The sequence below is a fragment of the Roseomonas sp. FDAARGOS_362 genome, from assembly GCF_002754815.1.
Taxonomy (GTDB): domain Bacteria; phylum Pseudomonadota; class Alphaproteobacteria; order Acetobacterales; family Acetobacteraceae; genus Roseomonas; species Roseomonas mucosa.
Window position 1 is genome coordinate 54,170 of the sequence record NZ_CP024582.1, and the last position, 24,908, is coordinate 79,077.

Genomic DNA, 24,908 nt, shown 5'->3' on the forward strand with positions numbered 1-24,908 from the left:
CAAGCTTTGAGCTGGAGGTGTTCGATGGATCAGCAGGCGACGAGGACCAAGCCGCGTTCCTACACGGAGGACTACAAGCGCCAGGTCGTGGACCTGGTGGTCGGCGGCGGGCGCACGCCGACGGCGGTGGCGGGCGAGGTTGGTCTGCACCCGACGCTGCTGTGCCGGTGGGTGCGCCAGTATAGCGCCGGCGGTAGCAAGACCGAGGCGCCGCAGCCTGCAGCTGCCTCCTCCCTCAAGCCCTTGCCGGTCCCGACGGCCGACCAAGCTGCTGAGATCGCGCGACTGCGGCGTGAGTGCGACCGGCTGCGCATGGAGCGGGACATTTTAAAAAAGTCTATTTCGATCTTCGCGGAACCACTGAGATGAAGTTCCGCGTGGTCGAGGACTGCCGCGATACCTGGGCGGTCCAGCCGCTGTGCCGCGTGCTGGGGATTTCGACCGCCGGCTACTACGCTTGGCGATCGCGGCCAGATAGCAGGCGCGCCATTGAGGACTGTGCCCTGCTGGCCGACATCCGCCAGGCCCATGCCAACAGCGGTGGCCGTTACGGCAGTCCCCGTGTGCATGCCACCTTGCGGGCACAGGGGAGAAAGGTTGGCCGTGGACGGGTCGAGCGCCTGATGCGCCGCCATGGCGTGCGCGGCCTTGTCGCCCAGCGCCGCCGCGTGCAGACCACCGACAGCCGCCACGCCTTCCCGGTCGCACCCAACCTGCTGGAACGCAAGTTCTCCGCCACCAGCAGGCCGAACCAGGTCTGGCTGGCAGACCTGACCTACATTCCAACAGGTGAGGGTTGGCTCTACATGGCCGCCATCATGGACCTGCACACGCGCAAGATCGTGGGTTGGTCCATGCGCGACCATCTCAGGGCCGAGCTGGCGACCTCGGCGTTGCTGATGGCCATCCAGCGCCAGCGTCCCAGTGCCGGTCTGATCCAACATTCCGACCGCGGCATCCAATACGCCTGCGGTGACTACCAGGCGGCGCTGACCGAAGCAGCCATTATCCCGTCGATGAGCCGGCGGGCGAATCCACTGGACAACGCGCCGATGGAAAGCTTCTTTCACACGCTGAAAACCGAGCTGGTGCACCACCGGACCTATGCAACCAGAGACGAGGCCAAGCGTGACCTGTTCTCCTACGTCGAGGGCTTCTACAACCGCCGACGCCTGCATTCAGCCCTGGACTACCGCACGCCAGACCAAGCAGAACGGCAGGCAGTAAACGTAGCGTAACCCGTCCACGGAAGTCGTGGAGGATCAAAACCGCCGTCCTCGGCGAGGTGGACGAGCGCGGCATCGTCTACAACGACAAGCCGCCGCCCCAGGATGCGGCGGCCAGCATCGCCTCGCGCTCGCTCGCCATCTACGAGGCGATCGGCCGCCGGCTCGCCGCCGGGGAGCCGGCCCGATGAGCGCCGGCCCCACCACGCTCGACCGCATCCGCCGGCACCTCGTCGGCCTCAGGATGCCGCGCTCGCTCGAGGTACTCGAACACCTGCTGCGCCAGCTCGAGCGCGGCGAGATCTCCGCCCTCGAAGCGATCGACCACCTGCTCGACGAGGAGCTCAGCCTGCGCGAGAACCGCCGGCTGAAGGCGGCGCTCAAGATGGGGCGGCTGGTCAACGTCAAGACGTTGGCAGGCTTCGACTTCGCCTTCCAGCCATCCCTCGATCGCAACCGCATCCTCACCGAGCTCGACTTCATCGACCGCCACGAGGTGATCCATTTTCTCGGCCAGCCCGGCTGCGGCAAAACCCATCTGGCGATCGCGTTGGCCGTCGAGGCCGTGAAGGCCGGCCGTAGCGTCTACTTCACCACCCTGGCCGAACTCATCGGCTCACTCGCCAAGGCCGAACGCGAAGGAAGCTTGCGTGAGCGGATCCGCTTCCTGTGCCGGCCGCAACTGCTCGTCGTCGACGAGATCGGCTACCTGCCCGTCATCGCCAGCGGCGGCAACCTGTTCTTCCAATTGGTCAACTCCCGCTACGAACGCGGCGCCATGATCCTGACCTCGAACCGCGGCTTCGCCGAATGGGGTGAGGTCTTCGGCGGCCCCGTGGTCGCTTCAGCCTTGCTGGACCGTCTTTTGCACCACGCCGTCGTCATCCGCATCGAGGGCGCCAGCTACCGCCTCCGCCGACATGCCGACCTGCTGCCGGAAACCGCCACACGGCATGCGCCTCCAGTGGAAACCCCACCCCGTCGCCGCGGCAGACCACGCAAGGCACACCCCACCGAGCCGGCCACCGCCCCATAGCAGCCGGACTGGGGAATTTTCGTCCAGCCGTTTTGGGGAACTCACGAGTAGCATTGACAAACCTTACCGCTGGACCAAATCCGCCAACGATCGCCCTCGCCCTGGTCGCCCGGTGTGGGTTGCCGCGCAGCCAGGGCGCCTATCTCCAAGCTGGCTGCCCGGGCGCGAAGCGCAGCCGCATGTAGCGGATCACCGCCTCCAAAGCCTTCGGATCGAGCGTGCTGCCGAAACCCGGCATGGCGACCGGCTCTTCCGTACCCCAGGCATGACCCGGAATGCCATTCCGAACAGCCTGGACGACGTTGTTAGGGCTGGCAGCGTGCAGATTGGTGTTCAGTGCCAGATGCGGGATCCGCAGGTCGCCGCCGTGACAGGACGCGCAGGCGCCCTCGAAGACCTGGGCGCCGAGGGGCTCGGCCCACGCAGCTTGTGCAAGCGCGGCCTCCGACGCGGCGATGACGGGTTCTGGATCGGCGTTGGCCGTGCCCGAACCCAGGCTCGCGAGATAGGTCGCCATCGCCCGTATGTCCGCGTCAGGGAGATCGCGGAAGGATTCGATCACATGCGCCATCGGCCCTGCGGCGGAGCCGTGATCCCGTGAATGCCCCGTGCGGAGGTAGCTGTAGTAGGCCTCCCGCGTCCAACCCACCGGGGACATCGACGCGGCGCTGAGCGCGGGTGCGTGCCAGCCATCCGCGAAGCCGCCCGACAGGTGCGAGGCCCCGGTCCGTTCCGCGCCGAGCGCGTTGCGGGGAGAATGACAGGCGGAACAGTGCCCCAGCCCTTCGACGAGCTCGGCGCCGCGGTTCCATTCCGCGCCGCGGTCAGGATCCGCCGGCCGTTGCGGCCGCAGGAACAGGGCGTTCCAGGCCGCCATCATCGGGCGGATGCCGAAGGGGAAGCGCAGATCGGTCACCGGCGTCCTGGCGGGCGAGGCCGGCTGCGCCGCCAGATAGGCGTAGAGCGCCTGGATATCCGCCTCGGCCGCCTTCGCGAAGGATGTGTAGGGATGGGCGGGATACAGGAGGTGGCCGTCGCGCGACACTCCCTCCCGCATCGCCCGCGCGAAGGCGGCGTAGCTCCAGGCCCCGATCCCCGCAGCGGGGTCGGCGGAGATGTTGGAGGCATAGACGACGCCGAAAGGCGTCTCGGTAGGTCGCCCTCCACCGAAGGCCATGCCATCGGTGCCGACATGGCAGACGTTGCAGGCGCCGGCCGCGGCGGCCAGTCGCCCGCGCTCGATGGTGGCGGCGGAGTACAGATCGGTGCCCGGACGCTCGATGGGTGCGATCGCGGGACGCCATGGCAGAATGGCCGCACCGGCGGCCACCACCCCGGCGACGAGCCCCCGCAGTGGCCACTTCCAGCGAGCGCCGCGCGGCGGTGCCACGGGCGCCGGGGGCGTGGGAGGGGGCAATGGGTTGAGCGCGGCCCGGACCTTTTCCGGCGTCAGCGGGAGTTCGCGGAAGCGGACGCCCGTCGCGTCGAAGACGGCATTGCAGATCGCGGCGGCGCTGGGCACGGAGGCGGATTCCCCCGCGCCGAGCGGCGGGTCATCGGGCCGGGGCACCAGCAGCACGTCGATCTCCGGCACCTCGGGGAAGGTGATGATGGGATAGGCGCCCCATTCGAGGCTCGACACACCGGTTTCCGAGAAGCGCACCTGCTCCTTCAGGACCCGGCTCGTGGACTGGATGACGTTGCCGTGGATCTGGTGTTGCACGCCGGCGGGATTGATGACTTGGCCGGTGTCCTGGCCGCAGACCACCCGCGTGACGGCGATTTCCCCGGTCGCGGTGTTCACCGCAACATCGGTGACCCAGGCGGCCCAGGCCGCGGCTGTGCCGGGGAACTTCCCGTGCACATAGACCGCATAGGCGAAGCCGCGCCCGTACAGGATGTCCCCCGCGCGGCCATGGGTGAAGGGTTCCGGGTGCGGGCGCCAGGCCGCGCGCTCCGCCACCGCGCGCACGAGGTCGATCGCGCGCGTGTCGGTCAGGTAGCGCAGGCGGTACTCGATCGGATCGATCCCCGCCGCGACCGCCAGCTCGTCTATGAAGGATTCGTGGGCGAAGGTGTTCGGCATCGCCGACACGCCGCGGAACCACGACGCGCGCGCCAGGGGGGGCATGTCGTGGACGGTGACCCGGAGGTTCGGGATCGCGTAGGGCGGGATTGCGGTCCGGTCGCCCATTTGCGCGATATCGGCGACAGGCGCGACCTTGCCGGTCAGGATCAGCGGCAGGGTCGGGGCGAGATTCGATGGGTAGCGCGTCTCGAAGTCGTAGAAGGCCGGCCCGCCCTCCAGGTCCAGCGCGCCGCGCACGTCGATCACCTGCGCCGCGCCCTTGGGCTCCCAGGCGTGCTCCTGTTCGCGCGTCAGCTGGACCCGCACGGGTGCCCCCACAGCGCGCGACAGGAGCGCCGCGTCGGCGGTCACGTCGTCGGCGCAGTTGCGGCCGTAGCAGCCCGCCGCCTCCAGCCGCTCGACGACGATCGCGTCCTCCGGCATGTCGAGCAGCCGGGACAGGTCCGCGCGCATGGGAAAGGGATTCTGCGTCCCGGACCAGACCGTGAGCCCGTCTGGCCGCCAATCCGCCACGGCGCAGGACGGGCCGATCGAGGCGTGCATCTGGTAGGGCCAGACATAGGTCCGGTCCAGAGGCTTGGCACTGCCGGAGCAGACCTGGGTGATGTCGCCACGGTCGGCCAGGACGCGCGCCGAGGAAGGGTTGTCCCGCAGGGGGGTCTCGGGATCGTTCAGGTCCGGGATGGCAGGCGGCGCGCGCCATTCCACCGCAAGCTTCCGCATCGCCTCGATCGCATCCTCCTCGCGCCGCGCGACGACGCCCAGGAAGTCGCCGATCGCGACCACCGCCACCAAGCCGGGAACATCCGCGACGGAGGCCTCATCCACCGAGACGAGGCTGCTGCCCACATGTGACCCGGCATCGAAGCCGGTGTAAGGCGGGCGCACGACGCGGCCATGGAGCATGCCCGGCACCCGCACGTCGTGAACATAGGTGAAACTCCCGGTGGCCTTGGCCGGGATGTCGATGCGCGGCTGCGCCCGGCCGACCACCCGGTGCTCCGAACGCGGCAGGAGCTGGGCATCGGGATCGATCCTCAGACGGATGGCGCGGCCGGCAACCATGTCGCCGAAGGGTATGAAGGCATTCCCCGGCACCCTCACCGTCACGCTGCCGTCGGAAACCCTGGCTTCCGCTTCAGGCTGGCCGAGCAGCCGCGCCCCTTCCCGCAGGAAGAAGGCGCGCGCGGTGGCGGCGGCGCGGGCGAGCGGGGCGGCGGCGATCTGGATCGTCTCGCTCGCGATCGTCGCGCCCTGATCGGGCGCGGCGGAGGTCGTTCCCAGGACCATTGTCACCCGTTCCACGGGCACGCAAAGCTCCTCCGCGACGATCTGTGCCAGCGCCGTACGGATGCCCGTTCCCAGATCGACATGGCCGTTGAATGCGGTGACACTGCCATCGGCGTGCACGGCGATGAGGATTTCCTCGCCCACCGGCGCCATGCGGGAAACGGTCAGGACATCCGGATCGGCCCGGTAGGAGGCGGCGGCACGGTCCTCGGGTCGTGTCATGGCAGGCTCCCCACATTCTCGGGTCCAGTGGCGGGCCGCAGCCGCCTCGCCGCGGCGCGCACCGCGTTCAGGATCTCGACATGCGTGCCGCAGCGGCAAAGATGGTGGCGCAGCGCGTGCCGGATGGCAGCATCGTCCGGATCGGGGTTCCGTGACAGCAGCGCCACGGTCGCCATGATCATGCCGTTGAGGCAGTAGCCGCACTGCGCGGCCTGCTGCTCGATGAAGGCGGCCTGCACCGGATGCGGCGCGGCCAGGCTCCCCAGGCCCTCCAGCGTGGTGATGTCGCGGCCCACCGCCCGGTGCAGCGGCACCGTGCAGGATCGCGCGACGCGTCCGTCGATCAGCACGGCGCAGGCCCCACACTCACCCAGGCCACAGCCGAATTTCGGGCCGTTGAGCGCAAGGTCGTTGCGCAGGACATGCAGGAGGGGCGTGCAGGGTCGCGCTTCCACGGTCGTCTCTCGCCCGTTGACACGGAGTGTCACCGTGGCCGCGGGACTCAGCACCCGCGACGCCTCGCACCGTGATGTGGGAGGCGGGCTATGCTTCGCCGATCATGCGGCGCAACGTGAAGAGGAGTGCGAGACGCTCGCCGGGATTGAGCTGTCCGAAGGTCTGCTCGGTGATGGTGATGGCGGGCGCAATCATCTCGCTCACCAGCCGCGTGCCTTCGCCGGTGAGGGAGTAGATCACCTTCCGCGCGTCGTCGCGATCTTTGGAGAAGGCGACCAAGCCGCGCGCCTTCAGCCGCTCCACAATGCCGCGGATGGTGGCCTGATCGATGGAGGTTGCCTTGACCAGTTCGCCCTGTGCCTGCGGCCCGCCCTCCCGTAGCGCGCACAGCGTGGCGAACTGCACGCTCGTCAGCTGCGGATCGACGGTGTTCGCCTGGAAGATGGCGAGGTGACGCTGATAGGCCCGCCGTAGCAGATAGCCGACCTGATCCGTGACGACGTAGCCCTCGTTCCGGCCCTCCGCCGCATCGTCTTCCGGAGCCTCTTCCGTCTGACGCACCCTCGACACTCGCTTTCACCTGTATTGGACGTCGCGGAACTATGGCCGAGCGGGGCGGCGTGGCAAGCCGCTCTCGCTTCCTTCCGGACAAGGGGCGCCGGCATGGCGGGCGCAGCACGGCGCCGGACGTGCATCGCAGATCGGCGGGCATGGCGTGACCCCAGAATACATAGCGTGTACGTTATTTTCTTACTTCGTTCCCGCCTCCTGTCAATACGCCGATTTTCTTCTCTTATGCTTCCTAATTAAGCAGGATGGCGCCTGAAATGAAGCATTGAATCTGGCCTTCATTGAATGGTTAATAGCGTACACCCTATGAAGCCGCGGGTGCCCATGTGAGGGCTGGAGGATTGCCTGTATGACCAGGACGCAGCGGATCGCCGTGGTGGGGGCAGGGCTCGGCGGGGCTTGCGCCGCCGCGCTGTTGCAGCGTGCGGGCTTCGAGGTCGCCGTGTTCGAGCAGGCCCCGGCGTTCTCCCGGCTCGGAGCCGGTATCCACATGGGCCCCAATGTGATGAAGATCTTTCGTCACATGGGCATCGAGGACTCGGTGGCGGCGCTCGGCTCGCATCCCGATTTCTGGATGAGCCGCGACGGCGCGACAGGCGATTACCTGTCGCGGATCCCACTCGGCGAGTACGCACTGAAGGAGTACGGCGCGGCCTACGTGACCATCCACCGGGGCGACCTGCACAGGATGCAGATCGCGGCGATCGCCGATGGGGCGGTCCGGTTCGACAAGTGCCTGACCGGTGTCGTCGATGACGGCTCCGGTGTCGAACTGTCCTTCGCCGACGGCAGCACCTACCGCGCCGACATCGTCGTCGGGGCTGACGGCATCAATTCTCGCCTGCGCGAGGCGCTGCTGGGCGTGGAAAAGCCCAACTACAGCGGCTGGGTCGCCCATCGCGCTTTGATCCCGGGCGATCGGCTGGCGAGGTACGGCTTCGACTTCGAGCCCTGCGTGAAATGGTGGACCGACGACCGGCACATGATGGCCTATTTCACCACGGCCGACCGCGGGGAGTACTACTTCGTCACCGGCGTTCCGCATCCGGCCTGGGATTTCGACGGTAACTCCCTGCCCTCCAGCCGCGAGGAGATGCGCGAGGCCTTCGCCGGCTACCACCCCGAGGTCCAGGCGCTGATCGATGCCGCCGACGACATTTCGAAATGGCCCCTGCTGAACCGCAGTCCCCTGCCGGTCTGGAGCCGCGGCCGTATCGTGCTGCTGGGCGATGCCTGCCACCCGATGAAACCGCATATGGCCCAGGGCGCGGCGATGGCGATCGAGGACGGCGCGATGCTGGCGCGCTGCCTGGCTGAAACCGGGCTCTCCGACCATGGCACGGGCTTCCGCCTCTACGAGGCGAACCGGCGGGAACGCGCGTCGCGTGTCCAAGCCGTGTCCAACGCCAACACCTGGCTACGGACGCAGGAGGATCCGGCCTGGGTCTTCGCCTATGACGTCTTCGCCCATCCGTTGTGGAAAGGGGCGGCCACGTGAAGGCGCAGCCCGTCAGAGGCGGTGTCAACACCGGGCTCGGCATGCGCGACTGCGGCGCCGACGGGATGCGGGGCGTCACCACCCGCCGTCACCCGATGGACACGCAGATCGCGGCCCAGCCGGCGAATTCTTTCGAATCGCTCCGAAATACGGCAACGTGTTTTCGTTGGACGAGGCCGTCTCCCGTCTGACATCCCATTGGCGCCCCATCCCCCTCGCATCCATCGGCCCGGAAGCGTCAATCCGTGAGTTCGGGCGGCACCTTCGGAGAACGAAATGGACCATTCCAGCTTCACCGAGATCTGCCTTCACCAGTTGAAGATGTCCGGTGTCCACGAGGGCGAGAAGCTCGTTGTCCTGACGCAAGGTAGCGAGCGCTTGGACTATGCCGATGCCTTCATGGCGGCCGGCCAGCGCCTTGGCGCGCGGATGTATCACATGCGCTTGCCGGCTCCGCCGCCCGTGGGCACCTGGGCCGTGGGCCAGACGGGACTTGCCGCGATGCCCGAGGCCGTGGAGGCCCTCAAGGCCGCGGATATGCTGATCGACTGCATATTCCTTCTGTTCTCGCCGGAACAGATGGAGATCCAGGCCGCGGGCACGCGGGTGCTGACCGCCGTGGAGCCGCCGGAGCTCCTGGCGCGCATGCTGCCGACGAAGGAACTGCGCGAAAAGGTCGAGATCGGCGCCGAGTACCTGTCCCGCGCCAAGGTGATGCGCATCACCTCGCCGCACGGGACCGACGTGACCTACAAGCTGAACACCTACCCGACCGTGGCGGAATACGCCTGCACCGACGAGCCCGGCCGCTGGGACCACTGGCCTTCCGGCTTCGTCTTCACCGGCGGGGATGACGACGGCGTCGATGGCACCATCGTCGTCGCGCCCGGCGACATCCTGCTCCCGCAGAACATGTATGTGCGCGAGCCGATCACCTACACCATCGAGAAAGGCTGGATCCGCGACATCCGCGGCGGTCTGGAGGCCGAGTTGGTGAAGTCCTATATGGCCGCCTTCAACGATCCCCGTGGGATGGGCATGAGTCATGTCGGCTGGGGCATGAACCCTCATGCGAAGTGGCACGGCATGGTCCCCGGTGCCTTTCCGGGCGGCATGGGCATGGAGCCCCGCTCCTTCTACGGCAATGTCATGTTCTCCACCGGTCCGAACAACGAGCTCGGCGGTCCGAACGATACGGCCTGCCACCTGGACATCCCCATGCGCGGATGCTCGCTCTTCCTGGACGATGCCCCGATCGTTCTCGACGGCGACCTGGTCGTGGCGGAGATGAGAATGTCCGCTTCCTGATGCTCCCAGCGGCTCCGTGCTCCCTGGGGCGCGTCCCGCATCCGTACCGCCCCCGTACCGGACCCCCATGACGATGTGCCCGGAAGGCTCGGTCGGCCGGATGTCATCGATGACTAAGGCGGAGACCGTGACGGAGCCATCATTCCTATACCGCGATATTCAACCAGGAGTAGCACCATGCAAATGACACGACGCTTCCTTCTCGGCGCGTCGGGTGCGGTCGCACTGCCCGGCCTGCTGCGTGCCCAGGGGAACAACCCGATCCGCATCGGCGAGATCAACTCCTATACCGCCAACCCCGCCTTCACGATCCCCTACCGTAACGCCATGCAGATGGCGGTGGACGGCGTGAACGCGAAGGGCGGCGTGCTCGGTCGTCCGCTGGAGTTGATCACGCGCGACGATGCCGGCCGCCCACAGGACGCCGTGCGTCTGGCGGGTGAGCTGGTGAACGACGTGAAGGTGGACGTGCTCGCCGGCGCGTACCTTTCCAATGTCGGCCTCGCGCTCAGCGAGTTCGCGCTTCAGAACAAGCGCCTCTATGTCGGCGGCGAGCCGCTGACCGACGCGATGGTCTGGGAGAAGGGCAACCGGTACACTTTCCGCCTGCGCCCCTCTACCTACATGCAGGCCTCCATCCTGGCGGAGGAAGCCGCGGAACTGCCGGCCAAGCGCTGGGCCACCGTCTCCCCTAACTACGAGTTCGGCCAGTCCGGCGTGAAGTGGTTCAAGCAGCTCCTCCTTGCCAAGCGGCCGGACGTGACCTTCGTGGGCGAGCAGTGGCCGGCACTCGGCCGCGTGGACGCCGGCGCGACGGCGCAGGCGCTGGAGGCGATGAAGCCCGACGGCATCTTCAATGTCCTCTTTGGCCCGGACCTCACCAATTTCGTCCGCCAGGGCAACACGCGCGGCCTGTTCGAGAAGCGCAGCGTGGCTTCCCTTCTGACCGGTGAGCCCGAATACCTCGACCCCCTGGGCGACGAAGCACCGGAGGGCTGGATCGTCACCGGCTATCCCGGCGAGCAGATCGACACCCCTGCCCATAAGGCGTTCGCCGCCGCTTATCGGCAGAAGTTCAATGCCAAACCGATGTGCGGCTCGCTCGTCGGCTATTCGCTGATCCAGTCCATCGCGGCCGGCATCGTCCGGGCCGGTTCGACGGAGCAGGAACGGATGGTGGAGGGTTTCCGCGGAGTCCGCTTCGACACACCCGCCGGCACTTGCGAATACCGCGCCATCGACCAGCAGGGCACTCTCGGCGTCTTCGTGGGCAAGACCGCCCTGAAGGACAATGCCGGCGTGCTGGCGGACTGGCGCTATATCGACGGCCGGGACCTGCTGCCCAACGACGATGTGGTGCGAAGCCTGCGCCCAGCGAGCGCGAACTAAGAACGGGTCTCCGGCCGCTCCATGGACAGTATCCTTCCCCAACTGCTGACCGGGCTCACCGGAGCCTCGTCGCTTTTCCTCGTGGCGTCCGGGTTGACGATCATCTTCGGCGTCACCCGGATCGTGAACTTCTCGCATGGCTCGCTGACGATGCTCGGGGCCTATATCGGCTGGACGATCCTGACCCATCTGCCAAGGGATCCCACCTGGTTCATCCTCGGCGTCCTCGCCACGGCGCTCGTCACCGCCGCCATCGGCGCAGCGCTGGAACTGACCGTGCTTCGCCGCATCTACCGCGCGCCGGAACTCTTCCAACTGCTGGCCACCTTCGGCGTGGTGCTCGTGCTGCAGGACGTCACGCTCCGGCTCTGGGGGCCGGTGGAGCTCCCGCTGCCCCGCCCGCGCTGGATGCGCGGCTTCGTGGAGATCGCGGACAACCGCTTTCCTTTCTACGATCTCATCCTCATCGCGGTCGGCCCCGTCGTCCTCGGCCTGCTCTGGCTCCTGATGAACCGTACGCGCTGGGGCACGCTGGTGCGCGCCGCGACGCTGGACCGCGACATGGTGGCGGCGCTGGGCGTGAACCAGCGCACCATTTTCACCACGGTCTTCGCACTCGGCGCCGGGCTGGCGGGGCTGGGTGGGGCGCTGTCCCTGCCGAATTCCTCGGCCAATCTCGGCATCGATCTTTCGGTGATCACGGACGCTTTCGTGGTGGTGGTGGTCGGTGGCCTGGGCAGCCTCGGCGGTGCCTTCCTCGCCAGCCTGCTGATCGGCATCCTGCAGGCCTTCGGGATCGTGCTCGTACCGAAGATCACGCTCGTCCTTGTCTTCCTCGTCATGGCGGTCGTCCTGATCTTCCGTCCCAATGGCCTGCTCGGCCGTGCCCAGACCGAGGCGCGTGAGGCAATCGTGGCTGCCCCGGTGGTGCGCCCTGCCCCACCCGCACTGCGGCTGCTGGGCCTCGCCGCCCTGTTGGTCGCGGTCGCCGCTCCCTTCCTGGTCGGCGAGTACACGCTGATCGTGCTCACCGATGCCCTTGTCGCCATCCTCTTTGCCACTTCACTCCATTTCATGATGGGCCCCGGCGGCATGGCCAGCTTCGGCCACGCGGCTTGGTTCGGCATCGGGGCCTATGTGGCGGGGCTGCTGCTGCAGTGGCTCTCCGCCCCCATGCCGGTCGGCCTGCTGGCGGCGCCTGTCGCGGCCGGGATCGTGGCGGCGGTCTTCGGATGGTTCGTCGTGCGGCTGTCGGGTGTCTATCTTTCCATGCTCACCCTGGCCTTCGCGCAGATCGTCTGGGCCATCGCCTTCCAATGGGTGGATGTCACCGGCGGTGACAATGGCCTGCTCGGCCTCGTGCGCCCGGCCTGGGCGGCGGATGCGCGCGCCTTCTACTGGCTGGCCCTGGTTCTCTCCGTGGGCGTCGCCCTCCTGTTGCGCCGTGCGCTCTATGCGCCCTACGGCTACGCGTTGCGCGCCGCACGGGATTCCACCGCCCGCGCCCGTTCCATCGGGCTGGATGTGACAGGGTTGCGTATCGCGGCCATCGTCGTCGCGGGCAGCGCCTGCGGCTTGGCCGGAGCACTCTTCTCCTACGGCAAGGGAAGCATCTTCCCGACCTACATCACCATCTCCCACTCGGTGGAGGCACTCCTCATGGTGCTGCTCGGCGGCCTCCAGACCATGGCCGGCCCGATCATCGGCGCCATCATCTATACCGGCCTCGCCGACATCCTCGTGCGTTCCACGGACCTCTGGCGCCTCGTGCTCGGCGCCGTCATCGTCTTCCTCGTCATCGCCTTCCCGGAGGGCATCGCGGGCGCCATCCGGCGCCTCTGGCTGCGGGGTCGGGAGGCATGAGCATTCTTGTGGTCGAGGGGCTGGGCAAGTCCTTCGGTGGCGTTCAGGCCGTCAGCGATGTCTCCTTCACTGTTACCCCGGGCGAGATGCTGGCGCTGATCGGTCCCAACGGCGCCGGCAAGTCGACCTGCTTCAACATGGTCGGCGGTCAGCTCCGGCCGGATGCGGGCTCCGTCCTGCTGGATGGCCGGGCCATCACCGGCCTTTCCCCCCGCGCCATCTCCCGCGCGGGCGTCGGACGCACCTTCCAGATCACCGCCACCTTCGGCTCCATGACGGTGCGCGAGAACGTGCAGATGGCGCTGCTGTCTCACCACCGACAGATCTGGGACTTCTGGCGCTCCGTCTCCGGCCTCCATGCCGGCGAGGCCGACGCGCTGCTCGCACAGGTCGGTCTGGAGGCGCAGGCGGACCGTGCGACCGGCGTCCTCGCCTATGGTGATCTCAAGAGGTTGGAGCTTGCCATCGCCCTGGGCAACGGGCCGCGCCTGCTGCTGATGGACGAGCCCACGGCCGGCATGGCCCCTGCGGAGCGCGTCGGGCTGATGAAGCTCACCCGCCGCCTTGCCACCGAGCGCGGTATCGCCGTCCTCTTCACCGAGCACGACATGGACGTGGTCTTCGACGTGTCAGACCGGATCCTGGTGCTGAACCGCGGCACGCTCATCGCGGAAGGCAACGGCACCTCCATCCGCGCTAACCCCGCCGTGCGCGAGATCTATCTCGGCACCGGCGCGACGAGCGGAGGACACTGACATGCTGCTCACCGTGGAGGGGCTGAACACCCATTACGGCCGCGCCCATATCCTGCAGGGCATGAGCTTCACCATCGCCGCCGGCGAGGTGCGCGTGCTGCTGGGCCGCAATGGCGCCGGCAAGAGCACGACGATGAAGTCCATCATCGGCCTCGTGCGCCCGACGAGTGGCAGGGTAACCTTCGACGGCACGGAGATCGCAGGAGAGGAGCCGCACCGCATCGCCCGCCGCGGCATTGGCTACGTGCCGGAGGATCGCCGCGTCTTCGCGGACCTCACGGTGATGGAGAACCTGGAGGTCGGCCGCCAGCCCGCGCGCGGGCCAATGCTGGCCTGGACGCCCGAGCGCCTCTTCGACCTGTTCCCCAATCTCGGCCGCATGAAGGACCGCCCCGGCGGCCGGATGAGCGGCGGCGAGCAGCAGATGCTCACCATCGCCCGAACGCTGATGGGCAACCCTCGCCTCGTGCTGCTGGACGAGCCGAGCGAAGGTCTGGCGCCCGTGATCGTGGAACAGATGGCCAATGCCATTCTGGCGCTGAAGTCCGAGGGGCTGACGATCCTGCTGGCGGAGCAGAACCTTCACTTCGCCGGTGGCGTCGCCGACAACGCGACAGTGGTGGAAAAGGGTCAGGTCGTCTGGTCCGGCAGCATGGAGGCGCTGAAGGCCGATGACAAGGCACGGACGAACTACCTGGCCGTTTAGACCAGATGTCCGTCTGAGGCGGGGGGGGGCCCGCCTCAGACGGACATCTGGTCTAGTCATGTGAATTTAAAGTTCGCTGCATAGATTACGCTCGGTGGCCTGACAGAAGCGCTTGACCGAGGCGAGTATCTCTTTGGCGGATTTGGTCCAGCGGTAAGGTTTCGGGTTCTCGTTGTGACGCTCGATGAAAGAGCGGATGTTCTGCTCGAGCTGGCTGGTCGAGGTGTGCACGTCGCGGCGCAACTGCTTGCGTATCAGCTCGGCGAACCAGCGCTCGACTTGGTTGATCCATGAGGCCGACGTCGGTGTGAAGTGGACGTGGTAGTGCCGTCGGCGAGCGAGCCATCCTCAGATCAACGCGGTTTTGTGGGTAGCGTAATTATCCATGACGATGTGGATGTCGAGGTCGGGGGGCACCTGCGCGTCAATCTGCTTGAGGAAGTCGAGGAATTCAGTCGCCCGGTGGCGCTTACAGCATTTGCTGATCACAATGAGGTGGTCCCCGGATCTCGGACAGGTAGTTAAGCTCGGTTCGCCTGCGAGAAGGACGGACCCGGATGACGGGCAAGCGGACGCGGTATTCAGCGGAGTTCAAGGCGAAGGTGGCGCTGGAGGCGCTGCGGGGTGAGCTGACGACGGCACAGCTGGCGGCCAGGCACGGCATCCATCAGACGATGGTGGGCGAGTGGAAGCGGCAGGCCGTGGAGGGCATGACCGGGGTGTTCTCGGGCAAGTCGGCGGCCGAGGAGAGCGCGAGGACCTCCGAGGCGAAGGTTGAGAAGCTGCACGCGAAAATTGGGCAGTTGCTGGTGGAGCGGGATTTATATGAAGAACCTCCCGTCAAGAGGGCAAGCGACACCGCGCCGCCGCCCGAGCTGCGGGGCCGCTTCGGATCTGGTTCGAGCGAGGTCGGTCATCAGCGTGCAGTCATGCGCCCTGCGCATCAACTTATATCCGGCAGCTCCATGACGGCTTGCCACAATCCTGCATGCACGGCCTGACGATCGAAGATGCGAGCCCACACTTTTTGTCGGCACCCGTTGTGCCAATCCCGTTCCCGGAACCCGCAACCCTCGCTCCGGGTCCTCGCCGGACCCGAAGTTCTGGAAGCTGATTCGAGGCGCTATGCGGGGGTCATGCCCAGGTCCTCGTGACCGGTCAGAACACCCTCGGGGATCAGCCCGGTCTCGACATATTGCCACAACGCCACCGCGAGCTTGCGGGCCATTGCCACCAGCATGATGCGTCGGATCCGGGGAGACTGCCCGGCCGTCTTCGTCGCATACCAGCGCGAGAGCTGGCTCTCGGGCTGATACTGCCGCCAGCTCCAGGCGACCTCGATCAGGATACGCCGGGCCCAACTGTTGCCGGCCTTGGAGATGCCTTGGCATCGCGTGACCGATCCGCTGTCATAGGGACTGGGTGTTAGTCCCAGATAGGAGCCGAGGTGCCGGCGACTGGCAAAAGCACGGTTGAAGACCTCACGTGCCAGGGTAGCCGCGCTGAGGCCTCCGATGCCCTTCAGGCGGCAGAGCATTTGCCGCTTGCGTTCGATCGCGGGATCCTGGGCATCAGCCTCGTCGCGTTCCTTCTCCAGGACGCGGATCTGATTCTCGATCAGGTCCAGCCGCACGTATTCCCGCTCAAGCTCCCGGCGCAAGCGCTCCGGCAACGGACAGCCCTCGGCCGTGGTCAGCGCATTGAAGTCGATCCGGGTGCGGCGTCGCGCGGGTTCGACCCCTCGAATGCCCTGCCCGAAGAGCAGCCCCTTGATGCGGTTGATGTGCGCCGTCCGCTCTCGCACCAGGCGGAGACGTTCCCGATGCGACCGGCGTGCATCCTCCTCCTGCAAAGAGGGGATCCGGACAACAGCACAGACATGGTGCTCCCCTCGGTCGAGCGCGATGAGGGCGCGCAGCAGGGTCAGCGCGTCGATCCGGTCCGTCTTGACGCGCCGAGGGCGCCTGTTCACCTGCAGACTCGCGGGGTCAAGCACGCGGCATTCGATACCACGGCCAATCAGCGACCGCGCCAGCCAGAAGCCATCATAGCCCGCCTCGTAACAGACCAGAACACGCGAGATGTCTCCGGCTGCCTTGCGCAGCCTGACCAGCAACCCAGGCAGGTCGCCGCCTGCGATCCGGTGCAGGGAAGGCCGCTCCCGATCCGGGAGCGCGATTGAGACGACCCAGTTGGTCTTGCTCAGCTCGATGGCGGCATAGACGGTCTGGACGGTTGTGCTTTCCTGGTTGTTGACCATGGGCCTCGCTCCTGGGCAGGCGGTGATGCCGACCATCCTATGGGAAAGACCAGGTAGCCGGCCCGCATAAGATCTTTTTGGCCAAGGCGTCCGGACGATGAGCCTGGAGCGACGACGGCAGATGATCGAGCCCGATCACTCACAGCTCTCGATCCTGCGCCAGTGCGAGTTGGTCTCGATCAGCCGCTGCGGGTTCTATCACCGACCCCAGGGAGAGACGCCGCTGAACCTGGAATTGATGCGGCTGATCGATGCGCAGTTCCTGGAGACGCCCTGGTACGGATCTCGGCAGATGGCGCGCCATCTCCGGCGCGAGGGCTACGTGGTCGGCCGCAAGCGGGTGCGGCGGCTGATGGCGAAGATGGGCTTGGCGCCGATCTACCAGCGGCCGCGGACGACCGTGCCGAACCCTGAGCACCGGGTGTTCCCCTACCTGCTGCGGGATCTGGCGATCGGGCGCCCGAACCAGGTCTGGTGTGCCGATTTGACCTACATCCCGATGCGCCGGGGCTTCCTCTACCTGGTCGCGGTGATGGACTGGGCGACCCGCAAGGTGCTGGCCTGGCGGGTGTCGAACACCATGGATGTCGAGTTCTGCCTCGAAGCTCTGGAGGAAGCATTGGCCCGGCACGGGCGGCCCGAAATCTTCAATACCGACCAGGGTAGCCAGTTCACCTCGCCGCGGTTCACCGGCGTGCTGCAACGGGCTGGGGTGCGCATCTCCATGGATGGACGGGGACGCTGGATGGACAATGTCTTCATCGAGCGGCTCTGGCGCAGCCTGAAATACGAGTGCGTCTACCTGCACGCCTTCGAGACCGGCTCGGAGCTTCGGGCCGGGCTCGCCAGGTGGATTGGCTACTACAACGCCGGACGACCCCATTCCGCCCTGGCCGGGCGCACGCCTGACGAGGCATATGGGACAGCCGGAATGGAGAGACTGGCGGCCTGACGAAAATCAGAGCCGAGCTTATCACAGCCGCCAAACTGTCCGGCGATTGGGGACCACCTCACTTTCAACAGAGCAAAAGGCGCTATTAATCCAAGCCTCTCGAGGACGAGGGGCGCGTTCCGAATGCAGATCGCGCCCTATGGATCAACTCGTTCAACCTTGAAACCATAGATCCGGGCAGGATTATCGACCAGGATCATACGCCTCTGCGTTGGCTCTGGCGCCCATTTCCATAGCAGCGACAGCAGCACCCGCTCATCAGGCACTTCTGATATCCAGGGATGCGGCCAGTTGCTGGCCCAGAGCATACGCTCAGGGGCCAGCCGTACCAGCGCTTCGGCAAGCTTTCCAATATCCGCGTAGTCGGGACTGCCGCTGCGCGATACCTCGTAGGGCGCGGAGAGCTTCACCCAGCATCGCCCACCCTCCACCAGCCTGCACAGAAGCCGAAAGCCCGGGTGGGAGAATTCCACGGGTTCAAGAAACTTGCCGATATGGTCGATGACCAACGGGCAAGGCAGGTGCCGCAAGCGGTGGGCATGTTCCGGCAGGGTACGACCATCGAGCTGAAGCTGGATATGCCATCCCATGGGAGCGATCCTCGCTGCGAGCGGCGCCAGATCCTCCCAGCGCATATACCCGCCGGGAAGCATATGGAAGCGCAGACCGCAGACCCCAGCCTCCGCCAGTTTCTTCAGCTCACGCTCCGCGACATCCGGCGCCGTGACGGCGATCCCGCGTGTCCGGCCCGGTCCGAGTTCCCGCAACCCATCCAGCATGGCACGGTTGTCAGTGCCATACCCGTTGGCCTGCACGAGCACGGCCCGCTCTAGACCGAGAGCCCGCTGCAGAGCGTGGTAGCGGCTGGCCGGTGCATCGGGCATCGGTCCGGCCAATGGCCAGCGCCGGTCGAAGACATGAACATGGCAATCGCAGGCGGCGGGAGGCAGGGCTTCCATCACGCGGCCCGCAGCCCGAGTTGAAGCAGCCGGTGCGCCGCCTCCGGATTGACCGCGCCCTGCGGCATGCGTCCCGCAATCAGGGCCTCGACTTGCCGAACCGTGTCGAAGGCCTGATGTTGTACCGCCTCGGGCGTCAGCCCTCCGATGTGTGGAGTGGCGATGACATCGGATCGCCGTGCCAGCCGAGGCGAAGGCATCTGGTCAGGTGCCTGGCCCACATCCAGCGCGGCGCCTGCGAGGTGCCCGCTTTCCAGGGCGGCTTCGAGGGCGGCTTCATCCACAAGGTTGCCGCGAGAGAGATTGAGGAAGAAGCTTCCCCGCGGCATGGTGGCGAACGCCTCGCCTCCCATCATTCCCTCCGTCTCCGGCGTGGCGGCAGCCAGACACAGCACAAAGCGAGAGCGGGGCAACAGGTCCATCAACCCAAGTTGCTCGATACCCTCTTCGGCCTTCTGCCGCGGATCGGTCACGAACACCCGCATGCCGAGGGATCGCGCCAGTTCCGCGACCCGCCGGCCGATGACGCCGTAGCCGATAATTCCCAGGCTTGCTCCCGAAAGCTGCCGCCCCATGCGGATCCGTGGTGGACGCTCCGCCCGGTAGTCCAGGACGGCACAGCTTACACCGCGCGCCAGATCTACCAGGAAGCCGATCGCAAGTTCCGCGACCGAGTCCGTGAAGCCCGGCGACGCGTTGCAGACCAACACGCCCTGCCGGCTGGCGGCGGCAAGATCGATATTGCGGATATCCACGGCCACACGGAGGAATGCCTTGAGATCCGGCAGTGCATCGAAGACCTCACGCTGCCCGGCTGTCTGCCGGTCGGACACGATGACATCGCAGCCGCGCGCGAACTCCACCAGCTCTGCCGCCCGGAGCGGATGGTCCTCAGGATTGAGGCGAACGTCGCCCAGGTGACGAAGCGCGGCCAGTGCCTCTTCGCCATAGTAGTTGGCCCGGTCATGGGCTGTGTGGGTCAGTGCAATCTGCACGGCTGGTCAGGCTCCTGCCGTGACGAGAGGCGCCACGGAATCGCGAAGGACGAGGGAAGGAGGAAAGCTGAACTGCTCCGGCGGGAGGGAGGCGTCCTCCATGCGCCGCATGATGCGGTCCACCATCAGACCCGCCATCTCCGGCAACGGAGAGCGAACGGAGGTCAGGGCTGGGATGGTATGTCCCGTGAGAGGCAGCGCATCCATCCCGACGACCGAGAGATCGCCGGGAACGGACACGCCCCGCCGGTGCAGACCAGCGAGCAATCCGATTGCCATCATGTCGTTCACGGCAATCAGCCCCGTCGGGCGCGCCGGATGCTCCAGGACTTCGGCGGCCAGGGACTGGCCCAGATCGGCCAGTTCCGCGTCGCCGAATGCGGAGGGGCTGCGCCTCTCTATCACCACCGCCTGAACTCCCGCCGTTCCAGCGGCCTGCCGGAAGCCGTCTAGCTTGGCCGCGCGGCTGAAGGTGCGTCCGGCCGGAACGAGAAAGGCCAGGGCGCGGTGTCCCTGCTCCGCCAGGTGATTCACAGCCAATGCCGCAGCCGCGGCATTGTCTACCGAGACATGGTCCATACCTGTCCGGACCCCCGGCTGGGTATGGCTGTCATAGCTGACGGCGATCAGGCCTCGCTGGATCAGGGCGTCGAAATGCCCTGCCTCGGCCAGCGAGGAGATGATGATGGCTCCCCGAACGCCATGCGACAGAAGGTCCTCCAGCAGAGGCCGTTCCCGCGAGGTGTCACGATAGGTGTTGGCCACGATCAGGCGCTGGCTGTACCGCGTCTGCGCCACCTCCTCGATCTCCCGCGCCAGTTCCGCGTAGCTGGGATTCGACATCGAGGGCACGAGCAGGCCCAGCATCTGCGACTGCCCGGTCTTGAGCTTCTGCGCGGCTCGGTTCGGCAGGAAGCCGAGCTCGGCGATGGCTTTCTCTACCCGATCCCGCGTCTCGGGCCGCATCCGGCCCGACCGGCCGTTGATGAGGTTCGAGACCGTGGCTATGGAGACGCCCGACAGGCGGGCGACATCCACGATGGTGGGGCCGGGTAGCGCCATCTCAGCCCATGCCCAGCATGTTCGGCAGCCAGAGGCTGATGGCCGGAAAAAGCACCAGCAGAACCATGCCGAACAGCAGAACCGCTAGGTATTTGGCCATCGGCCGTGCCACATCCTGCATGCGGGTGCCGGTCATGGCACAGGTGGCGAAGAGGCCCAGGCCCACCGGTGGGGCGAACAGTCCGAAGCCCATGGCCACGACCATCACCGTGCCGAAATGCAAGGAGCTGATGCCGAGCTGCGCAGCGATCGGCGTCAGCAGCGGACCAAAGATAATAAGGGCGGGTGCTCCCTCCAGGACGGCGCCGAAGACCACCATCAGGAGTGTCGCCAGGACCATGAAGGCGAGGCTACCATGGGTGTGGCCGAAGCTCACCAGCATACCGGACATCGCGCTGGGGATCTGCTCGATCGTCAGGGCGAAGGCGAAGCCGGAGGCGGCGGACATGATGAACAGGATGCCCCCTGCCATCGACGCCGCATTGACCAGCAGCTTGACCACCGAACGCAGCGTCAGCTCCCGGAAGGCCAAGCCGCCGACCATAAGCGCATAGACCACAGCGAAGGCAGAGATCTCCGTGGATGTCGCGACCCCGGCGGTGACGCCGCGCCCGATCATCATGACCATCACCAGAGCGACGAGCGAGCCGCCGATCAGACGCGGCAAGCTGCGGCGGACAGGGAAGGCTTCGCGCGTATCGATCCGGCGCCCGTAGACGATGGCCACGGTCGAAAGGCAGAGCGCCAGTAGGGCCGCAGGAACGATGCCTGCCATGAACAGGCCGCCGACGGAGATATTGGCCACGAAGGCGAAGATGATGAGGTTGACGCAGGGCGGAATGGTTTCCGCCATTACCGCGGTGCAGGCCAGGAGCCCCGCAGCGTCGTTCGGATCCTGCCGTGTGCGCCGGACCGCCGGCATGATGATCCCGCTCACCGCGGCGATGTCCGCGAGCTTGGAGCCTGAGATACCCGAGAAAAGCGCGGTGGCGACGATGCTGATCAGGTTGAGGCCCCCACGCATCCGCCCCATGAGCCGCAGCAGGAGTTCGATCAGGCGGGTCGACATGCCGTTGGCCTCCATGGTCAGGCCGGCCAGCACGAAGAACGGGATGGCCAGGAGCACGAAGTGGTCGGCGCCTGCCGCGAGTTGCTGCGCGTAGACGACCATCGGCAGCGAGGGATCGGCCAGGAAGTAAAGCAGAGCACTGAAGGCCAGCGCGAAGGCGATGGGAACACCGATGACCACGCTTCCCATGGCAGAGACGACCAGCAGCGACAAGGGCGACAGCGCCATCTCGGGCAGGAGAGTGTTCCAGGCCCAGACCCCGCCGGCGACGGCAAGACCTGCAGCAAAGGTCAGCCAGACCTGCCGGGGCGGGCCTTCCAGCGCATTGGCCAGACCGAAGGCAACGATGAAGAAGCTGCCGATGATGACGGGAAGGATGTTGATCCAGTGCGGCAGGCCGAGCGGCGTGACCTGCCCTTCCGTCTCGATGAAGAGACCGCAGGCCGTGATGAAGAGGGCCACGGCGACGGCTACCACGATCCAGCAGCAGATCTGCGTCATGCAGATGCGCCACGCGGGTGGGAACATTTCGCGAAATACATCGATCCCGGCATGCCTGCCCCGCCCCAGCACCGTGGCCGCGCCGAAGAAAACCAGCACGACCATCAGGGCGCGGGCCACTTCCTCCGCCCAATCCAGGGGATCATGCAGGAAATAGCGGTAGATGACCGAAAGGAAGACCACCAGGACGTTGGCGGCCAATGTGAGTCCCGCCAAGTGTTCCAACACGGCCAGAACGGCACGCAGGAGGGAGCCGAAGCCCCGGAAGCCTGTATAGGTCATGCCTGGCGAATCTGTGGCAATCGCGCTCATGGACGCTTGCTCCCGCGAAAGCCGGGCTTCCTGGAGCCCGGCGCGACGCTCTCGTCTCCCGGATATTGCCGGGCTTGCATCACGGATCAGGCCGAGACGTTGGCGGCGATCTCGAAGAGAGGCTTCGTGGCTGGATAGTTCCGCGCGAAAGGAGCATAGAGTTGCTCGCTCATCTGCCGCTTGATCTCCGCCCTTTCCGTCGGGGGCATCGGCGAGAAGGCGATGCCCAGTTGCCGGAGCTGTTCCAGCGCCTCGGCGGAACGCGGCGGGACATCCTGTCGCTGGCTTTGAGTCGCCTCAGCCGCAGCCTGGAGGAAGACGGGCTTGAGGTCTGCGGGGATCTTGGAGAGGCCACGCCGGCCGATGACAGACAGCATCGGGCTGAACAGATGCTCGGTCATGAAGCATTGCTTGGTGACTTCGTAGAGCCGGTTGGCGATGACACTCGCGGCATCATGCTCGAAGCCATCGACCACCCCGCTCTGCAAGGCGGTATAGAGTTCGTTGAAGGGGATCGGCGCTGGCACTGCACCCATGAGCTTGAAGGTCTCGATGAAGGCCGGTGCCGGTAGAACGCGCAGCTTTACCGCATGCAGATCGGCCAAGTTATGAACCGGCGCCCGGGTGTAGACGCAGCGCGCTCCGAAGTGGAAGCCCCAGCCCAGCGCCATCACGCCCTTGCGCTCCAGCAGCATCTTTCCGAAGGCATCGCCCAGGCCGGCGTCGAGCAACTTCTCGCCATGGGAATAGCTGTCGATCAGGTAGCCGAGATCCAGCATTCCCAGCTCCGGCACTGCGGTGGCCCAGATGGAGGAACCGATGATCATCATGTCGACGGACCCGATGGCAACCTGCTGGACCACATCGGACTCCTTGCCGAGCTGACCGTTGGGGAAATAGTCCAGGCGGATGCGTGGGCCCGCGACGTCCTGCAGCTTGGTCCTGAAGTGCTCGAACCACGCGAAATGCGCGGCGTTCCGGTCAGCGGGCATCGCGGAGGACACGCGAAGGGCGATAGGCGACTGGGCACGCGCCAGGAATGGGATCCCGAGTGTCGCACCGGCGGTGGCGGCAGCCAGAATGCCACGGCGGGTTGAAGTACCGGACATATGTTCCTCCCTTATTAAACGTTTAACTTATTCCGTTAAACGTTGCACCAAACGGAACGGCCATCAATAGTTTTTTGGAGTGAACGTTGCTTTGTTGAAACCCTATGGAGCTGTGAGGGGTTGGGATGGCTTTCGGCGTGGGCCGGGAGGAGGTGATGAGGCGGATGTCAAAGTCGGCGGTGCGGGTGGCACGGGAGGCGCTGGTAGCGGGCCGAGCGGCGCTGCCGGAGTACGCCAGCCCGTACTCGCGCAAGGACTACACCCAGCCGCAGCTCTTCGCGCTGCTGGTGCTCCGGCAGTTCCTGCGGGTGGACTACCGGGGCGTGATGGCCCTGGTCGCCGAGTGGTCGGAGTTGCGACGCACCCTCGGACTGGCCAAGGTGCCGCACTATTCGACCCTGGCCCACGCCTCGCGCCGCATCCTGGCAGACGCCGAGGCCGGGGGGCTTTCATTGGCGTCCAGACTGCCATGGTCCGGCGTGCCCGAGCCGCGGCCTGATCGACACCGCACCGGTCGTGGCCGTGGACGCGACCGGGCTCGAAACCCGTCACGTCAGCGCCCACTTCGGCCAGCGCCGGTCCAAGGGCAAGGGACACCGCCAGCGGGCCTGGCCGAAGCTGACCGTCGTGCTCCATACCGGCTCGCACCTCCTGCTCGGCGCCGTGCCGGGCCTCGGCCCGAGCCAGGAATCACCGGACTTCACCCCGGCCATGCGCCAAGCTGCGGAACGGGTCGCGATCGACACCGCCCTCGGTGACGCCGGCTACGACGCCGAGCACAACCACCGTCTCTGCCGCGACGACCTCGGCGTCCGGCAGACGGTGATCCGCCTCAACCGCCGCAACACAGGGCGCCGTTGGCCCAAGACCCCGTACCGACGTGCCATGCGATACCGCTTTCCCAAGCCCCTCTACCACCAGCGCTGGCATGTCGAGAGCGGGTTCAGCCAGCACAAGCGACGCCTCGGCTCAGCCCTCACCGCCCGCAACACCGCATCCCAGAACCGCGAACTCGTCCTCCGCGTCCTCACCCACAACCTCATGCTTCTCGCCGAGGCCGCATGAGCGTTTCAACAGAGCAAAAGGCACTGTTAACCACCACCCTGTCCTCTGGCCGGAGGACCGCCAGGTAGAGCGTGGTCAGGATCGTCGCCATGGAGGCGGAGAAGGCCTGGTGGCCGCCGACCTTCAGCCCGTCCGTGTTCGGGCGGAGATGGTTGGCGTGATGGATGGTCCATGTCGCCAGCCAGAGGACCTTGCGCCCCAGCTCCGCCAGGGCCT

At 66.5% G+C, this 24,908-nt stretch carries 19 protein-coding genes and 4 pseudogenes; 12 read left to right on the forward strand and 11 right to left on the reverse strand.

Annotated elements, in window-relative coordinates; all coding sequences use genetic code 11:
* The first annotated feature begins 24 nt into the window (after window positions 1–24).
* The 3 genes from CTJ15_RS00265 to istB all read left to right on the forward strand — a co-directional run bounded on the left by CTJ15_RS00265 (window position 25) and on the right by istB (window position 2,262).
* Window positions 25–1,238 (forward strand): IS3 family transposase gene (locus tag CTJ15_RS00265; RefSeq protein WP_226945885.1). Its coding sequence is split into 2 segments (ribosomal slippage): window positions 25–346 and window positions 346–1,238, totalling 1,215 coding nucleotides; the frame shifts between segments, so codons are not numbered across the junction.
* 47 nt (window positions 1,239–1,285) lie between these two features.
* Window positions 1,286–1,417, forward strand: coding sequence for a hypothetical protein (locus CTJ15_RS24960; RefSeq protein WP_255414107.1), 132 nt, complete (start codon window positions 1,286–1,288; stop codon window positions 1,415–1,417).
* The gene (istB, locus tag CTJ15_RS00270) at window positions 1,414–2,262 is read left to right on the forward strand and encodes an IS21-like element helper ATPase IstB (RefSeq protein ID WP_099780831.1); all 849 of its coding nucleotides are present in this window, start codon (window positions 1,414–1,416) and stop codon (window positions 2,260–2,262) included. Before CTJ15_RS24960 ends, istB begins: the two co-directional genes overlap by 4 nt.
* Before the next feature lie 139 nt (window positions 2,263–2,401).
* On the opposite strand, the gene CTJ15_RS00275 is transcribed toward istB, so the two are convergent.
* From CTJ15_RS00275 to CTJ15_RS00285, 3 genes are read right to left on the reverse strand one after another with little or no spacing between them, the layout of a single operon-like run.
* Entirely contained in the window at window positions 2,402–5,863 is a 3,462-nt protein-coding gene (locus CTJ15_RS00275) for a molybdopterin cofactor-binding domain-containing protein (RefSeq protein ID WP_075821770.1), read from the reverse strand.
* Window positions 5,860–6,372 carry a (2Fe-2S)-binding protein gene (locus CTJ15_RS00280; RefSeq protein WP_075821769.1) on the reverse strand — a complete coding sequence of 171 codons (513 nt, stop codon included), beginning with the start codon at window positions 6,370–6,372 and terminating at the stop codon, window positions 5,860–5,862. The genes CTJ15_RS00275 and CTJ15_RS00280 overlap by 4 nt, the downstream gene beginning before the upstream one ends.
* Window positions 6,373–6,406: 34 nt before the next feature.
* A complete protein-coding gene (locus CTJ15_RS00285; protein WP_019463129.1) occupies window positions 6,407–6,880 on the reverse strand; it encodes a MarR family winged helix-turn-helix transcriptional regulator in 474 nt (157 codons plus the stop codon).
* Window positions 6,881–7,238: 358 nt separating this feature from the next.
* Here CTJ15_RS00285 and CTJ15_RS00290 point away from each other — a divergent pair, with 358 nt between their 5' ends.
* The 6 genes from CTJ15_RS00290 to CTJ15_RS00315 all read left to right on the forward strand — a co-directional run bounded on the left by CTJ15_RS00290 (window position 7,239) and on the right by CTJ15_RS00315 (window position 14,408).
* Window positions 7,239–8,387, forward strand: a complete 1,149-nt coding sequence (locus tag CTJ15_RS00290; RefSeq protein WP_075821768.1) for an FAD-dependent monooxygenase — start codon at window positions 7,239–7,241, stop codon at window positions 8,385–8,387.
* 276 nt (window positions 8,388–8,663) lie between these two features.
* Window positions 8,664–9,695 (forward strand): hypothetical protein, encoded by a 1,032-nt coding sequence (locus tag CTJ15_RS00295; RefSeq protein ID WP_058390392.1) that lies wholly within the window; start codon window positions 8,664–8,666, stop codon window positions 9,693–9,695.
* 183 nt (window positions 9,696–9,878) lie between these two features.
* Window positions 9,879–11,084: an ABC transporter substrate-binding protein gene (locus tag CTJ15_RS00300; protein WP_019463132.1), complete on the forward strand. Its 1,206-nt coding sequence runs from the start codon at window positions 9,879–9,881 to the stop codon at window positions 11,082–11,084.
* Window positions 11,085–11,105: 21 nt separating this feature from the next.
* Entirely contained in the window at window positions 11,106–12,947 is a 1,842-nt protein-coding gene (locus CTJ15_RS00305; RefSeq protein ID WP_075821767.1) for an ABC transporter permease, read from the forward strand.
* Window positions 12,944–13,702, forward strand: a complete 759-nt coding sequence (locus CTJ15_RS00310) for an ABC transporter ATP-binding protein (protein ID WP_026033570.1) — start codon at window positions 12,944–12,946, stop codon at window positions 13,700–13,702. The genes CTJ15_RS00305 and CTJ15_RS00310 overlap by 4 nt, the downstream gene beginning before the upstream one ends.
* A gap of 1 nt (window position 13,703) precedes the next feature.
* Window positions 13,704–14,408 carry an ABC transporter ATP-binding protein gene (locus CTJ15_RS00315; RefSeq protein ID WP_037252161.1) on the forward strand — a complete coding sequence of 235 codons (705 nt, stop codon included), beginning with the start codon at window positions 13,704–13,706 and terminating at the stop codon, window positions 14,406–14,408.
* Window positions 14,409–14,474: 66 nt separating this feature from the next.
* Here the strand turns inward: CTJ15_RS00315 and CTJ15_RS00320 are convergent.
* Window positions 14,475–14,897 (reverse strand): annotated as a pseudogene (locus tag CTJ15_RS00320) (transposase); the annotation flags it as partial.
* Window positions 14,898–14,965: 68 nt separating this feature from the next.
* Between CTJ15_RS00320 and CTJ15_RS00325 the strand changes: the two are divergent.
* Window positions 14,966–15,241 (forward strand): annotated as a pseudogene (locus tag CTJ15_RS00325) (transposase); the annotation flags it as partial.
* A gap of 290 nt (window positions 15,242–15,531) precedes the next feature.
* Here CTJ15_RS00325 and CTJ15_RS00330 read toward each other — a convergent pair.
* The gene (locus CTJ15_RS00330; protein WP_075821766.1) at window positions 15,532–16,668 is read right to left on the reverse strand and encodes an IS110 family transposase; all 1,137 of its coding nucleotides are present in this window, start codon (window positions 16,666–16,668) and stop codon (window positions 15,532–15,534) included.
* Between the two features lie 70 nt (window positions 16,669–16,738).
* Here CTJ15_RS00330 and CTJ15_RS00335 point away from each other — a divergent pair.
* Window positions 16,739–17,620: pseudogene (locus CTJ15_RS00335) on the forward strand (IS3 family transposase); the annotation flags it as partial.
* Window positions 17,621–17,757: 137 nt separating this feature from the next.
* Here the strand turns inward: CTJ15_RS00335 and CTJ15_RS00340 are convergent.
* The 5 genes from CTJ15_RS00340 to CTJ15_RS00360 form a co-directional block, all read right to left on the reverse strand.
* A complete protein-coding gene (locus tag CTJ15_RS00340; RefSeq protein ID WP_075821765.1) occupies window positions 17,758–18,579 on the reverse strand; it encodes an amidohydrolase in 822 nt (273 codons plus the stop codon).
* On the reverse strand, window positions 18,579–19,574 hold the full coding sequence (locus tag CTJ15_RS00345; RefSeq protein ID WP_075821764.1) for an NAD(P)-dependent oxidoreductase: 996 nt from the start codon (window positions 19,572–19,574) through the stop codon (window positions 18,579–18,581). The genes CTJ15_RS00340 and CTJ15_RS00345 overlap by 1 nt, the downstream gene beginning before the upstream one ends.
* 6 nt (window positions 19,575–19,580) lie before the next feature.
* Window positions 19,581–20,636: a substrate-binding domain-containing protein gene (locus CTJ15_RS00350; RefSeq protein ID WP_075821763.1), complete on the reverse strand. Its 1,056-nt coding sequence runs from the start codon at window positions 20,634–20,636 to the stop codon at window positions 19,581–19,583.
* A gap of 1 nt (window position 20,637) precedes the next feature.
* Window positions 20,638–22,488 (reverse strand): TRAP transporter large permease subunit, encoded by a 1,851-nt coding sequence (locus CTJ15_RS00355; RefSeq protein ID WP_226945890.1) that lies wholly within the window; start codon window positions 22,486–22,488, stop codon window positions 20,638–20,640.
* A gap of 116 nt (window positions 22,489–22,604) precedes the next feature.
* A complete protein-coding gene (locus CTJ15_RS00360; protein WP_075821761.1) occupies window positions 22,605–23,627 on the reverse strand; it encodes a TRAP transporter substrate-binding protein in 1,023 nt (340 codons plus the stop codon).
* 516 nt (window positions 23,628–24,143) lie between these two features.
* Here CTJ15_RS00360 and CTJ15_RS00365 point away from each other — a divergent pair.
* Entirely contained in the window at window positions 24,144–24,692 is a 549-nt protein-coding gene (locus tag CTJ15_RS00365) for a transposase (RefSeq protein WP_075822692.1), read from the forward strand.
* Window positions 24,693–24,720: 28 nt separating this feature from the next.
* On the opposite strand, the pseudogene CTJ15_RS25190 reads toward CTJ15_RS00365, so the two are convergent.
* Window positions 24,721–24,903 (reverse strand): annotated as a pseudogene (locus tag CTJ15_RS25190) (hypothetical protein); the annotation flags it as partial.
* Window positions 24,904–24,908 lie beyond the last annotated feature (5 nt).